Annotated in this window: 10 protein-coding genes; 5 read left to right on the top strand and 5 right to left on the bottom strand. The window is 59.6% G+C overall.

The annotated features are described in order from the left end of the window. The first annotated feature begins 52 nt into the window (after positions 1-52). Positions 53-2,152, top strand: coding sequence for a phosphate acetyltransferase (pta, locus tag ACOYXH_RS01010; protein WP_008085028.1), 2,100 nt, complete (start codon positions 53-55; stop codon positions 2,150-2,152). Then, on the top strand, positions 2,153-3,055 hold the full coding sequence (locus ACOYXH_RS01005) for an acyltransferase (RefSeq protein ID WP_095125402.1): 903 nt from the start codon (positions 2,153-2,155) through the stop codon (positions 3,053-3,055). It begins immediately after the preceding gene. Positions 3,056-3,355: 300 nt separating this feature from the next. Here the strand turns inward: ACOYXH_RS01005 and cysN are convergent, their stop codons facing one another. From cysN to ACOYXH_RS00990, 3 genes are all read right to left on the bottom strand, one after another. After that, complete coding sequence (cysN, locus tag ACOYXH_RS01000) at positions 3,356-5,254, bottom strand: sulfate adenylyltransferase subunit CysN (protein WP_258709256.1); 1,899 nt, start codon at positions 5,252-5,254, stop codon at positions 3,356-3,358. Between the two features lie 9 nt (positions 5,255-5,263). Then, positions 5,264-6,181 (bottom strand): sulfate adenylyltransferase subunit CysD, encoded by a 918-nt coding sequence (gene cysD / locus ACOYXH_RS00995; RefSeq protein WP_007912374.1) that lies wholly within the window; start codon positions 6,179-6,181, stop codon positions 5,264-5,266. Positions 6,182-6,371: 190 nt separating this feature from the next. Beyond that, entirely contained in the window at positions 6,372-7,130 is a 759-nt protein-coding gene (locus ACOYXH_RS00990; RefSeq protein WP_095049760.1) for a Nif3-like dinuclear metal center hexameric protein, read from the bottom strand. Positions 7,131-7,233: 103 nt separating this feature from the next. Here ACOYXH_RS00990 and algW point away from each other — a divergent pair, with 103 nt between their 5' ends. The 3 genes from algW to ACOYXH_RS00975 all read left to right on the top strand — a co-directional run bounded on the left by algW (position 7,234) and on the right by ACOYXH_RS00975 (position 11,317). After that, positions 7,234-8,391 carry a Do family serine endopeptidase AlgW gene (gene algW / locus ACOYXH_RS00985; RefSeq protein WP_038357545.1) on the top strand — a complete coding sequence of 386 codons (1,158 nt, stop codon included), beginning with the start codon at positions 7,234-7,236 and terminating at the stop codon, positions 8,389-8,391. A gap of 88 nt (positions 8,392-8,479) precedes the next feature. Next, positions 8,480-10,585 (top strand): TonB-dependent siderophore receptor, encoded by a 2,106-nt coding sequence (locus ACOYXH_RS00980; protein ID WP_258709255.1) that lies wholly within the window; start codon positions 8,480-8,482, stop codon positions 10,583-10,585. A 12-nt stretch (positions 10,586-10,597) separates the two neighbouring features. Next, positions 10,598-11,317: a DUF4198 domain-containing protein gene (locus tag ACOYXH_RS00975; protein ID WP_095049758.1), complete on the top strand. Its 720-nt coding sequence runs from the start codon at positions 10,598-10,600 to the stop codon at positions 11,315-11,317. 324 nt (positions 11,318-11,641) lie between these two features. On the opposite strand, the gene hisC is transcribed toward ACOYXH_RS00975, so the two are convergent. Both hisC and hisD read right to left on the bottom strand, forming a co-directional pair. Next, positions 11,642-12,694, bottom strand: a complete 1,053-nt coding sequence (gene hisC, locus ACOYXH_RS00970) for a histidinol-phosphate transaminase (protein ID WP_095125398.1) — start codon at positions 12,692-12,694, stop codon at positions 11,642-11,644. 3 nt (positions 12,695-12,697) lie between these two features. After that, positions 12,698-14,035: a histidinol dehydrogenase gene (gene hisD / locus ACOYXH_RS00965; RefSeq protein ID WP_095049756.1), complete on the bottom strand. Its 1,338-nt coding sequence runs from the start codon at positions 14,033-14,035 to the stop codon at positions 12,698-12,700. Positions 14,036-14,083 lie beyond the last annotated feature (48 nt).

The following is a 14,083-nucleotide window of genomic DNA, read 5'->3' as shown; positions in this document are numbered from 1 at the left end:
AGGTCGTCAGCTATAGGCGATCGCCATTGCCATGCAACTTTAGAGAATTCGCATGCAAACTTTTTTTATCGCGCCCACCGATTTTGGTGTGGGTCTGACCTCCATCAGCCTCGGGCTGGTGCGCACGCTTGAGCGAGCCGGGCTGAAAGTCGGTTTCTTCAAACCGATTGCGCAGCCGCATCCGGGTGACACCGGCCCCGAGCGTTCCACCGAACTGGTGGCGCGCACCCACGGGTTGAAACCGCCACAACCGTTGGGCCTGGCGCACGTCGAGCGGATGCTCGGCGACGGTCAGCTCGATGAGCTGCTCGAAGAAATCATCACCCTCTATCAGCAAGCCGCCATTGGCAAAGACGTGCTGGTCGTCGAAGGCATGGTGCCGACCCGCAGCGCCAGCTATGCCGCACGGGTCAATCTGCACTTGGCCAAGAGCCTGGATGCCGAGGTGATTCTGGTCTCGGCACCGGAAAACGAAGTGCTCGCCGAACTCTCCGGCCGTGTCGAATTGCAGGCGCAATTGTTTGGCGGCCCGAAAGACCCGAAAGTCCTCGGGGTGATCCTCAACAAGGTCAAGACCGAAGAGAGCATGGACGCCTTCGCTGCGCGCCTGAAGGAGCATTCGCCGTTGCTGCGCAGCGGTGATTTCCGCCTGCTCGGCTGCATTCCCTATCAGCCGGAACTCAACGCACCACGTACCCGTGATGTTGCCGACCTGATGGGTGCACAAGTGCTTAATGCCGGTGATTACGAAACCCGCCGGATGACCAAAATCATCATCTGCGCGCGGACCATGCGCAACACCGTCGAGCTGCTCAAGCCCGGCGTGTTGGTGGTGACGCCGGGCGATCGCGACGACATCATCCTCGCCGTCAGTCTGGCCGCGATCAACGGCGTGCCGCTGGCCGGCCTGCTGCTGACCAGCGACACCCTGCCCGATCCGCGCATCATGGATCTGTGCCGTGGTGCGTTGCAGGCCGGTTTGCCGGTGCTGTCGGTGAGCACCGGTTCCTACGACACCGCCAACCTGCTCAACGGTCTGAACAAGGAAATACCGATCGACGACCGCGAGCGTGCGGAGATCATCACCGATTTCGTCGCCAGTCATCTCGATGCCAAATGGCTGCACCAGCGCTGTGGCACGCCACGGGAAATGCGCCTGTCGCCAGCAGTATTCCGCTATCAGTTGATCCAGCGTGCGCAAGCGGCGAACAAGCGCATCGTCCTGCCTGAAGGCAGTGAGCCGTTCACCGTGCAAGCGGCGGCAATCTGTCAGGAACGCGGCATCGCCCGCTGCGTGTTACTCGCCAAACCGGAAGATGTCGAAGCCGTGGCCCGCGCCCAAGGCATCGTGTTGCCGCCGGGCCTGGAGATCCTCGATCCTGACCTGATCCGCGAGCGCTATGTCGAACCGATGGTTGCCTTGCGCAAGACTAAAAGCCTCAACGCGCCGATGGCCGAACAGCAACTGGAAGACACCGTAGTGATCGGCACCATGATGCTGGCGCTGGACGAGGTCGACGGCCTGGTCTCGGGCGTGATCAACACCACTGCCAACACCATTCGCCCGGCCCTTCAGTTGATCAAGACTGCGCCGGGCTGCACGCTGGTGTCGTCGGTGTTCTTCATGCTCTTCCCTGAGGAAGTGCTGGTTTACGGCGACTGCGTGATGAACCCGCACCCGAGTGCCACCGAACTGGCCGAGATTGCCCTGCAAAGCGCCGACTCGGCAGCGGCCTTCGGCATCACCCCGCGCGTGGCAATGATCAGTTACTCCAGCGGCGAATCGGCCACCGGCGAAGAGGTCGAGAAAGTCCGCGAGGCCACCCTGCTCGCCCACGAACAACAGCACTCGCTGCTGATCGACGGCCCGCTGCAATACGACGCTGCCGCCAACGCAGAAGTCGCCCGGCAACTGGCGCCAAACAGTCAGGTGGCTGGTCGCGCCACGGTGTTCGTCTTCCCCGATCTGAACACTGGCAACACCACGCACAAAGCCGTACAACGCAGCGCCGATTGCGTCAGCCTCGGCCCGATGCTGCAGGGCCTGCGCAAACCGGTGAACGATTTGCCACGTGGCGCGCAGGTCGATGACATCGTCTACACCATCGCCCTCACCGCGATTCAAGCCGCCAACCGACCTATGGATGTGTAAATGCTGGACTTTCTACCTGCACCCGTGCGCGGCGTGATCGCTTCGCTGCTGTTAGCACTCAATACGATTCTGCTGTGCTCGTTTCTGTTTTGCGTGGCGCTGATCAAAGTGCTGCCATTCGACCTCGCCCGACGCGCCTCGCTGTGGCTGATGAGCCACACCCACGAAGCGTGGATCAGCAACAACAAGGGCTGGATGAATCTGGTTCGGCGTACACGCTGGCACCTCAGCGGTCTGCAAGGACTCGATTACCAACACTCGTACCTGATCACCAGCAATCATCAGAGCTGGGTGGATATTCTGGTGCTGCAATACGTGCTCAACCGAAAGATCCAACCGTTGAAATTCTTCCTCAAACAGGAGCTGATCTGGGTGCCGGTGATCGGTCTGGCGTGGTGGGCGCTGGGCTTTCCGTTCATGAAGCGCTACTCCAAGGCGTATCTGACCAAGCATCCGGAGAAGAAAGGCAAAGACCTCGAAACCACCCGCAAGACGTGTGCGAAATTTCGCAATAACCCGGTGGGGATTTTCAACTTCGTCGAAGGCACACGCTTCACCGAAGGCAAACATGCGCAGCAGCAGTCGCCGTTCAAATATTTGCTCAAGCCCAAGGCTGGTGGGATCGCCTTTGTGCTGGATGCAATGGGCGAACAGCTGGAGTCGATCGTCAACGTGACGATCCACTACCCGGCCGGGCGTCCGGGGTTCTGGGATTTGCTCTGCGGTAATGTGCGCGATGTAGTGGTGCACTTTGAAGAACTGAAGATTCCGCAGCAGTTCATTGACAAGAACTACGATCAGGACGGTGAATATCGCCTGCAGTTCCAAGGCTGGATCAATCAGCTGTGGCTGGACAAGGATGCGCTGCTCGAACAGATGCACCGCGAATATCCTTCCGTATGATCGTTCCCACGCTCCTCGTGGGAATGCCTCACTGGACGCTCTGCGTCCGCTTTAGATGGGACGCGGAGCGTCCCGGGCTGCATTCCCACGCAGAGCGTGGGAACGATCACAATATCCGGGCAAACACTAACCCCCTGTAGGAGTGAGCCTGCTCGCGATAGCGGTGTGTCATTCAACATTGTTGGTGGCTGATCCACCGCTATCGCGAGCAGGCTCACTCCTACAATGGACCGAGTTGGCCCCAATAAAAAAGCCCGCCGATGATTGCTCATCGGCGGGCTTTTTGTTTGTCGCTAACGCTTAGATCGCGCCACGCTTGCGCAGCAGATCCAGCACTTGCTTGACGCTGTCTTCCAGACTCAGCGTCTGCGTGTCGATCACCAGATCGGCATCCAGCGGCACGTCGTACGGGAAGGATTCGCCCGGGATGTTGTCGCCAGCGGCGGCATACAGACCTTGCGGATCACGCTCGGCGCAGACAGCCGGCGAGGCCTGCACGTAGACCGTCAGCAGACGTTCCTTGCCGATCAGATCCTTGGCCTGCTCGCGACCTTCAGCGCTTGGCGCGACGAACGCCGCCAACGTCAGCAAACCGGCTTCGTTGAACTGACGCGCGACGTGCGCGGCACGACGCCAGTTTTCGGTACGCCCGGCGCGATCCTGTGGCAGACCTTTGTTCAAGTCATGACGCAGGTTCTGACCATCCAGTACAAACACCGCACGCCCCATGTCGAACAACTTGCGCTCGACGGCGTAAGCCAGCGTGCTCTTGCCCGCGCCCGACAGGCCGCTGAACAGCACGGTCGCCGGTTGCTGGCCGAAGCGCTGGGCGCGTTCTTCAGTGGCCACGTGCGCCAGTTTGCCGTGATGCGTGGCAGTGCCATGCGTCACCGGTTGCGCGACGATCATGCCGGCGCCGACGGTGCCGTTGGTCAAGCGATCGATGACGATGAACGCGCCGGTGGTGCGGTTGCTTTCGTAACCGTCGAGGGCGATCGGCGCGTCGAGCGCAATCTTCACCTTGCCGATTTCGTTGAGCTGCAACGCGCTCGCCGGGCCTTCTTCCAACGTGTTCACGTCGACCTTGTTGACGATGCTGGCAATCGAGCCCGGCACGTAGCTGGTGGCGCGTTTGATGTCGTATTTCTTGCCCGGCAGCATCGGCTCTTCAGCCATCCACACCAGCATCGCTTCGAAGCTGTCGGTGACCGGCGGCACGTTGTCGGCATGCACCAACAGGTCGCCACGGGAGATGTCGATTTCGTCTTCCATGGTCAGCGTTACGGCCTGACCTGGACCGGCGTGTTCCAATTCACCTTCGAAGGTGACGATGGATTTCACCCGACTGCTTTTGCCCGACGGCAGCACCACGACTTCGTCACCCTTGTGCACGATGCCGCTGGCCAGGGTGCCGGCGAAACCACGGAAGTTCAGGTTCGGACGGTTGACGTACTGCACCGGGAAACGCAGATCGGTGAAGTTGCGATCGCCCGCCACTTCCACGGTCTCGAGGATTTCCATCAGCGACTGGCCGGTGTACCACGGCGAGCGCTCGGACTTGTTCACCACGTTGTCGCCCTTGAGGGCAGACATCGGCACGAAGTGCATGCTGGTCGGCTTCATCTTCAAGCCTTCGGCGAACTTCAGGTAGTCAGCCTTGATCGACTCGAACACGCCTTCATCGAAGTCTTTCAGGTCCATCTTGTTGATGGCGACGACGATGTGTTTGATCCCCAGCAAGGACGCAATGAAGCTGTGGCGACGGGTCTGGGTCTGCACGCCGTAACGCGCGTCGACCAGAATGATCGCCAGGTCACAGGTGGACGCTCCGGTGGCCATGTTGCGGGTGTACTGCTCATGGCCGGGGGTGTCGGCGATGATGAATTTGCGTTTGGCGGTGGAGAAATAGCGGTAGGCGACATCGATGGTGATGCCCTGCTCGCGCTCGGCCTGCAGGCCGTCGACCAGCAACGCCAGATCGATGTCGTCACCGGTGGTGCCAACTTTCTTCGAGTCGCGGGTGATCGCTTCGAGGTGATCTTCGTAGATCATCTTCGAGTCGTGCAGCAGGCGCCCGATCAGGGTGCTCTTGCCGTCATCGACGTTACCGCAGGTCAAAAAGCGCAGCAGTTCTTTACGTTCGTGCTGGCCCAAGTAGGCGAGGATGTCCTCGCTGATCAAATCAGAAACATGCGACATGACAGCCCCTTAGAAATAGCCTTGACGTTTTTTATCTTCCATCGAGCCTGCGCCATCGTGGTCGATGACTCGGCCCTGGCGCTCGGAAGTTCGCGTCAGGAGCATTTCCTGAATGATGTCCGTGAGGCTTTCGGCCTCGGACTCCACCGCGCCCGTCAACGGGTAGCAGCCAAGGGTACGGAAACGCACTTTCTTTTTGACGATGCGAGCCTTGTCCTCATCGGACAGGTGCTCGAGGATGCGCTCGTCGTCGATCATGATCAACGTGCCGTTCTTCTCGATCACTTCGCGTTCAGCGGCGAAGTACAGCGGCACAATCGGGATGCCTTCGAGGTAGATGTACTGCCAGATGTCCAGTTCGGTCCAGTTCGACAGAGGGAACACACGAATGGATTCGCCCTTGTTGACCTTGCCGTTGTAGACGTTCCACAGCTCTGGACGCTGGTTTTTCGGGTCCCAGCGGTGCTTGCTGTCGCGGAACGAGTACACGCGCTCTTTGGCACGGGATTTCTCTTCATCGCGACGGGCGCCGCCGAAGGCTGCGTCGAAACCATGCTTGTCGAGTGCCTGTTTCAGGCCCTCGGTCTTCATGATGTCGGTGTGCTTGGCGCTGCCGTGGGTGAACGGGTTGATGTTCTGCGCCACGCCATCGGGGTTGATGTGGGTGATCAGGTCCAGGCCCAGTTCTTCGACCATCTTGTCGCGGAACTTGTACATCTCCTGGAATTTCCAGCGGGTGTCGACGTGCATCACCGGAAACGGCAGTTTGCCCGGGAAGAACGCCTTGCGTGCCAGGTGCAGCATCACGGCGGAGTCTTTACCGATGGAGTACAGCATCACCGGGTTATCGAACTCGGCGGCCACCTCGCGGATGATGTGGATGCTTTCCGCCTCCAGCTGTTTCAGATGCGTCAGTTTGTCGACCATGGCTACTCACGAAAACTTTCTTATGAACGGCCAGCGGGCCGTGTTCGAGCGGGGAATCCTAGCACAGCGACCTTCTTCTAATCAGGACGCCAGCTAGATCGAAAGGGCATATGAATATGCCCACTCGTTTGGGCGACGATCCCGTGTAGGAGCTGCCGAAGGCTGCTCCTACACAGGGGAGTGGTGATGATCAGATCGGGTTGGGGCAGTCGATGAAGATGTGTTCGACAGCAAAGCGTTTTGCCAGATAGTCACCCAGGGCCTGTACGCCGTAGCGTTCGGTGGCGTGGTGGCCGGCGGCGATGAAGCTGATGTCGTTCTCGCGGGCGCTGTGGAAGGTCTGCTCGGAGGCTTCTCCGCTCAGGTACAGATCAACGCCTGCCGCGACGGCCTGATCGATATAGCCCTGACCGCCACCGGTGCACCAGCCAACCCGACGGATCATCGGATTACCTTCTATCAGCAAAGGTTCGCGACCCATGACTTCTTGCACCTTGCGGGCGAAATCGCGTGCGGTCATCGGTTCTTTCAAAGACCCGACCAGACCAACGATTTTCAGATTATCCGGGTCCAGCGGCCCTTCCACAGTGATGTCCAGTTGACGCGCCAGTTGCACGTTGTTGCCGACATCAGGATGCAGATCCAGCGGCAAATGGTAAGCGAGCAGACTGATGTCGTGCTTGAGCAATGTCTTCAGTCGACGCTGCTTCATGCCAGTGATGCACGGGTTCTCGCCCTTCCAGAAGTAACCGTGGTGCACCAGCACCAGATCCGCCTCGGCTTCGACGGCGGCATCCAGCAACGCCTGACTGGCGGTGACGCCGCTGACGATGCGCATCACTTGCGGCCGGCCTTCGACCTGCAAGCCGTTGGGGCAATAATCGGCAATTTTCGAGCTGCTGAGGTAACGGTCGGCTTCTTCGACGAGGGTGCTGAGGGCAACGGCCATGAAAGACTCCTAAATATCCCGTTCAGAGGCGCGCGCGGCCTCGTATAATGCGCGACATTATGGGCGGTCTGACCCCGCCTGCAACTTTTCCAGGACGTGCTTAATGCTCAAGGCGCTGCGTTTTTTCGGCTGGCCGTTGTTGGCCGGTGTGCTTATCGCTCTGTTGATTATTCAGCGTTACCCGCAGTGGGTCGGGCTTCCGAGCCTCGACGTCAACCTGCAACAGGCCCCGCAAACCACCAGCGTGCAACAGGGCCCGGTGTCCTATGCCGACGCGGTGACCATTGCCGCGCCTTCGGTGGTCAACCTCTACACCACCAAAGTCATCAACAAACCGGCGCATCCGCTGTTTGAGGATCCGCAGTTTCGGCGCTTCTTCGGTGACAACTCGCCAAAGCAGAAACGCATGGAATCAAGCCTCGGTTCCGGCGTGATCATGAGCCCGGAAGGCTACATTCTGACCAACAATCACGTGACCAGCGGCGCGGATCAGATTGTGGTCGCCCTGAAAGATGGCCGCGAAACCCTCGCCCGCGTCATCGGCAGCGACCCGGAAACCGATCTCGCGGTGTTGAAAATCGATCTGAAAACCCTGCCGGCCATCACTGTCGGCCGCTCCGACAACATTCGCATCGGCGACGTTGCATTGGCCATCGGCAACCCGTTCGGCGTTGGCCAGACCGTGACCATGGGCATCATCAGCGCCACCGGGCGTAACCAGTTGGGCCTGAACAACTACGAAGACTTCATCCAGACCGACGCGGCGATCAACCCGGGTAACTCCGGCGGTGCGCTGGTCGACGCCAATGGCAACCTCACCGGCATCAACACGGCGATCTTTTCCAAGTCCGGCGGCTCGCAAGGCATCGGCTTTGCGATTCCAGTGAAGCTGGCAATGGAAGTGATGAAGTCGATCATCGAGCACGGTCAGGTAATTCGTGGCTGGCTGGGCATCGAGGTGCAGCCGCTGACCCAGGAACTGGCCGAGTCGTTCGGCTTGTCCGGGCGTCCGGGGATTGTTGTGGCGGGGATTTTCCGCGATGGCCCGGCGCAGAAGGCTGGCCTGCAACTGGGTGATGTGATTCTGAGCATCGATGGCGAGCCGGCCGGAGATGGCCGTCGTTCGATGAACCAGGTTGCGCGGATCAAACCGACCGACAAAGTGACGATCCAGGTGATGCGCAACGGCAAAGAACTGAAGCTCACCGCAGAAATCGGCCTGCGTCCGCCACCGGCGCCGGTGAAAGAAAAAGAAGAATAAAACTTCGTTCGCGCCAATCGCGCTAATAAAAGACATTCTCAAAAGGCATGTTATATTGTTTCAATTCTAAGAATTGGAACAACATAACATGTCGTCTCGAACAAAGGCTTCCCTGCTCGGCCTGAGCCTTGGTCTGCTGGTCGATCCAGCCTTCGCCGAAGAACCCAAGCCGCTTGAACTCGACGCCATCAGCGTCATCTCCGACTACGAATCGCCGACCGGCCCGGTCAAGGGCTATCGCGCCACGCGTTCGTCCAGCGCAACCAAAACCGACACCGCGATCCGCGATATACCGCAGGCGATCAGCGTAGTGCCCGCCAGCGTGCTCAAGGATCTGGGCAGCACCAGTGTCGAGCGCGCGCTGGATTTTGCCGGTGGCGTATCCAAGCAAAACAACTTCGGCGGCCTGACGCTGTACGAATACAGCGTGCGCGGCTTCACCACGTCGGAGTTCTACAAGGACGGCTTCAGCGCCAACCGGGGTTATCCGAGCACGCCGGACGCGGCGAATATCGAGCGCATCGAAGTACTCAAAGGCCCCGCCGCCAGTCTGTATGGTCGAGGCGATCCCGGCGGCACGGTGAACATCGTCACCAAAAAACCGCAGCCCGAAGCCTTCACCACTCTGCAAACCAGCGCCGGCAGTTGGGATCGCTATCGCACCGCGCTGGACGTCAACACACCGCTGGATGATGAGGGTGATGTGCTGTCGCGAATCAACCTCGCGGTTGAGGACAACAACAGTTTTCGCGATCACGTCGACAGCCAGCGCGTATTCGTCGCGCCCTCGATCAGCTGGCAATTGAACCCGGACACGTCGCTGCTGGTGGAAAGCGAAATCGTTCGTCACAGCTCGACCTTTGATCGCGGCATCGTCGCGCCCAACAATAAATGGAGCGGTGTTTCGCGCTCGACTTTCCTTGGCGAACCCAACGACGGAAACATCGATAACCACAACAATCTGCTTCAGGCCACGCTGGAACATCACCTCAACGACAGCTGGAAGCTGCGTCTGGCCAGTCATTACAAGGAAGGCAAACTCTGGGGCGATGCTTCGGAAAGTCGTCCATTGAACGCCAACGGCCGCACCGTCAACCGCCGCTATCGCGAGCGCGACACGAACTGGCACGACAGCATCACCCAACTGGAACTGCGCGGTCTGTTCGATCTCGGCCCGTGGCAACACGAATTGCTGATTGGCACCGAGTACGAAAACTTCCGCAAGAACGAGCGCGTCACCACTATTGCTGGCGGCCCCTACGCCCTCGACATCTACAAGCCGATCTACGGCCAGCCGAAACCCAACGGCGCGCGTTCGGGTACTGACTTCTTCGAACAGGTCGAAAGTCATGCACTGAACCTGCAAGACCAGATCGTCTTCACCGACAAACTGCGCGGGATGGTCGGCGCACGCTTCGAGCATTTCGATCAGCACATCGACGATCACAGCCGCAACGCCACCAGTAATCAACGTCACGACGCGCTCACCCAGCGGGTCGGCCTGCTCTATCAACTGACGCCGGAAACCGGGTTGTTCGCCAACGCCTCGACCTCGTTCAAACCGAACAATGGCCTCGACGCCGCCGGCAAATCCTTCGACCCGGAAGAAGGCGTCGGCTACGAAATCGGCATCAAGAACGAACTGTTCGACGAACGCCTGAGCAGCACCCTCGCCTTCTTCCACATCGACAAAGAAAACGTTCTCGCCCTCGACCCGGCCACCGACACCAGCCGCGCCATGGGCAAGGCACGCAGTCGCGGCTTCGATTGGCAGGTCACCGGGCAAGTCACCGATGCGGTGCGAGTCATCGGCGCCTTCGCCTACATCGACGCCGAAGTGACCAAGGGCGACGCGGTGATTTCCACCGGCAGCCGCATCCTCGGCGTGGCCAAGCGTAGCGGCAGCCTACTCGGTGTTTACGAATTTCAGGACGGCCATTTGCGTGGTTCGGACGTCGGTGCAGCGTTCACCTACGTCGGCGATCGCTCGGGAGAATCCGGCAGCGACTTCAAATTGCCGGCGTATCACACCGTCGACCTGCTCGCGCATTACAAGGCCAGCGACAACGTCACTGTCGGCCTGAACCTGAACAACCTCTTCGACGAGAAGTATTACGAGCGCTCCTACAGCAACTACTGGGTCAACCCCGGCGAGCCGCGCAATTTCACCGTCAGCCTGACTCTCAACCTGTAAAAGGACGTCACCATGCAATACGGCAAATCCCTTGTGCTTATCGCCGCGCTGTTCGCCGGTCAGGTCTCGGCCCATGGCCTGTGGACCGAACAACGTCGTGGCAACATCGAAGTGGTCTACGGTCATGGCGCTGAGGACAACGCGTTCAAGGCGCAGAAGATCAGCGGCGCGTGGGCTTACAACGCGAGCGGCAAGATGATTCCGGTGAGCGTCGAGCGCCTGACGGATCACGCACGACTGAAACCACTGAAAGCTCCGGCCGTCCTGGCCGTGGCGCTGAACAACGGCATGTGGTCGCAGACTGCTGACAAAAAGTGGGTCAACGAAGGCCGGAGCAAAGTGCCGGGCGCTGTCGAAGCGACGCAGACGTTCAAATACAGCCTGGCGATTTATCAGCCGGGAGCGAAGTTGCCAAAACTGGATCAGATCAAATTGCTGATTCTTCCGGAGGTTGATCCGCTCACCGTGGGGCCAGGGAAATCATTACCGGTGCGGGTGCTGCTCGATGGCAAACCGGCGGCGGGGGTGAAGTTGATTGGCGATTATCGCAGTGCACCGAACACGTTGAGCACCGAGACTGACAAGGATGGTCGGGCGCAGGTGTTGGTGAGGAATGAAGGGTTGAATGTGATTGCGGCGCAGGTCGAGGTGCCGGTGAAAGGCAGCGCAGATGTGGATAGCCGCGGCTTGTTCACCTCACTGACCTTCCTCGGCGAACCGCATCACGAATAAAAACCCACCCTCACCCCAGCCCTCTCCCGGAGGGAGAGGGAGCCGACCGAGTTGTCTTGCGAAGTACATCGACCTGAAAGACCGAGTCGATTATGGATTCGGTAAAGCAGCATCAGGTCGGTGCAATTCAACAGCATCCCCCAATCAGTCACCTCTCCCTTTGGGAGAGGGTTAGGGTGAGGGGATCTTGTGAGGTACATCGACCTGAAAGACCGAGTCGATTATGGATTCGGGAAAGCAGCATCAGGTCGGTGCAATTCAACAGCATCCCCCAATCAGTCCCCTCTCCCTCTGGGAGAGGGCTAGGGTGAGGGGCTTTTGCTTTTATAGGTCGCCGAGGCCATCGATCAACGCCTGATTCTGCTCCGGCGTGCCAATCGAAATCCGCAGGAACTGCGCAATCCGCTCCTGCTTGAAGTGCCGCACGATCACGCCCTGCTCACGCAGCTTGGCCGCCAGCCCCGCCGCATCATGCTGCGGGTGCCGAGCGAAAATGAAGTTCGCCGCCGACGGCAGCACTTCAAACCCCTTGGCCTGCAACTGTGCAATCACCCACTCACGGCTCTCGATGACCAGACGGCAAGTCTTGTCGAAATACTCACGATCTTCGAACGCCGCTGCCGCACCGACAATCGCCAGACGATCCAACGGATAGGAGTTGAAGCTGTTCTTGATCCGCTCCAGCGCCTCGATGAGATCGGGATGGCCGACCGCCAGACCAACGCGCAAACCAGCCAGCGAACGCGACTTGGACAGGGTCTGTGTAACCAGCAGGTTCGGATAACGGTCCACCAGACTGATCGCCGTCTCGCCGCCGAAGTCGATGTACGCCTCATCCACAACCACTACTGAATCCGGGCTGGCCTTGAGGATCTGCTCAACCGCGTCCAGCGCCAGCAGGCAGCCGGTTGGCGCGTTCGGGTTAGGGAAGATGATCCCGCCATTCGGCTTGGCGTAGTCGGCCGGATCGATCTGGAACTGCGCGTCCAGCGGCACCGCATCAAACTCGATGCCGTACAAACCGCAGTAAACCGGATAGAAGCTGTAGCTGATGTCCGGGAACAGCAGTGGCTGATCGTGTTGCAGCAGACCGTGGAAGATGTGCGCGAGCACTTCGTCCGAACCGTTGCCGAGGAAAACCTGATTGCTCTGCACACCGTAATACTGGGCGACGGCGGTTTTCAGCAGGTCGCTGTTCGGGTCCGGGTACAGACGCAGGTTGTCATTCAGTTCGGTCTGCATCGCTGCCAAGGCTTTTGGCGACGGGCCGTACGGGTTTTCATTGGTGTTGAGCTTGACCAGTTTGGTCAGCTTCGGTTGTTCGCCCGGCACGTAGGGCACCAGATCCTTGACGAACGGGCTCCAGAATTTACTCATCGCTCAGTTCCCCTGCCCTTTTAGAAAGTCTTCGTCTTTGATGCGGTATTCAGCACTGCGCGCGTGGGCGCTCAGCGACTCGCCACGGGCCAGCACCGATGCAGTTTTACCCAGTTCGGAAGCTCCGGCCTCCGAGCAGAAGATGATCGACGAACGCTTCTGGAAGTCGTATACGCCCAGCGGCGAAGAAAACCGCGCGGTGCCCGAGGTCGGCAGTACGTGGTTCGGGCCTGCGCAGTAGTCGCCCAGCGCTTCGGAGGTGTGACGGCCCATGAAGATCGCGCCGGCGTGGCGGATCTGCGGCAGCCAGGCTTGCGGATCGGCGACCGACAATTCCAGGTGCTCCGGTGCAATGCGATTGGCGACTTCGATGGCTTGGGCCATGTCCTTCACGTGAATCAACGCACCACGACCATTGATCGAGGTTTGGATGATGGTGGAGCGATCCATGGTCGGCAGCAGCTTGTCGATGCTCGCAGCGACCTTGTCGAGGAATTCGGCATCCGGGCTGACCAGAATCGCCTGGGCGTCTTCGTCGTGCTCGGCTTGCGAGAACAAGTCCATGGCGATCCAGTCCGGATCGGTCTGGCCGTCGCACACCACGAGGATCTCCGAAGGGCCGGCAATCATGTCGATGCCGACCTGACCGAACACGTGACGCTTGGCAGTGGCGACATAGATGTTGCCCGGGCCAACGACTTTGTCGACTTGCGGAACACTTTCGGTGCCGTAGGCCAACGCAGCGACGGCTTGCGCACCACCGATGGTGAACACCCGGTCGACGCCAGCGATGCATGCGGCCGCCAGCACCAGTTCATTGATTTCACCACGCGGGGTCGGCACGACCATGACCACTTCGGTCACGCCGGCGACCTTGGCCGGAATCGCGTTCATCAGCACCGACGACGGGTACGACGCCTTGCCACCCGGCACGTACAGGCCTGCGCGATCCAGCGGCGTGACCTTCTGGCCCAGTACAGTGCCGTCAGCTTCGGTGTAGCTCCAGGAATCCTGCTTCTGTTTTTCGTGGTAGCTGCGCACACGGGCCGCGGCTTTTTCCAGGGCTTCGCGCTGGGGCACGGTGATGCGGGTCAAAGCCAGTTCCAGACGCTCACGCGGCAGGATCAGGTCAGCCATCGAAGCGACTTCAAGGCCATCAAACTTTTGGGTGAACTCGACCAGCGCCGCGTCGCCGCGTTCGCGCACAGCCTTGATGATGTCTAGCACGCGCTGATTGACCGAGTCGTCAGACACACTTTCCCAGCTCAGCAGATGATCCAGATGATGCGCAAAATCCGGGTCAGCAGCGTTGAGTCGGCGAATTGCAGTCGGTGCGGTCATAGCGAGAGCCTCATAGGAATGGCAAAAACTCAGGCGCCCTAACTTAGC

The sequence above is a fragment of the Pseudomonas sp. Mb7 genome, from assembly GCF_054790525.1.
This window is presented reverse-complemented; position numbering and strand designations above follow the sequence as displayed.

Coding starts and splice junctions, on each gene's coding strand:
- pta (WP_008085028.1), top strand. CDS start 53: ATGCAAACTTTTTTTATCGCGCCCACCGATTTTGGTGTGGGTCTGACC.
- ACOYXH_RS01005 (WP_095125402.1), top strand. CDS start 2,153: ATGCTGGACTTTCTACCTGCACCCGTGCGCGGCGTGATCGCTTCGCTG.
- cysN (WP_258709256.1), bottom strand. CDS start 5,254: ATGTCGCATGTTTCTGATTTGATCAGCGAGGACATCCTCGCCTACTTG.
- cysD (WP_007912374.1), bottom strand. CDS start 6,181: ATGGTCGACAAACTGACGCATCTGAAACAGCTGGAGGCGGAAAGCATC.
- ACOYXH_RS00990 (WP_095049760.1), bottom strand. CDS start 7,130: ATGGCCGTTGCCCTCAGCACCCTCGTCGAAGAAGCCGACCGTTACCTC.
- algW (WP_038357545.1), top strand. CDS start 7,234: ATGCTCAAGGCGCTGCGTTTTTTCGGCTGGCCGTTGTTGGCCGGTGTG.
- ACOYXH_RS00980 (WP_258709255.1), top strand. CDS start 8,480: ATGTCGTCTCGAACAAAGGCTTCCCTGCTCGGCCTGAGCCTTGGTCTG.
- ACOYXH_RS00975 (WP_095049758.1), top strand. CDS start 10,598: ATGCAATACGGCAAATCCCTTGTGCTTATCGCCGCGCTGTTCGCCGGT.
- hisC (WP_095125398.1), bottom strand. CDS start 12,694: ATGAGTAAATTCTGGAGCCCGTTCGTCAAGGATCTGGTGCCCTACGTG.
- hisD (WP_095049756.1), bottom strand. CDS start 14,035: ATGACCGCACCGACTGCAATTCGCCGACTCAACGCTGCTGACCCGGAT.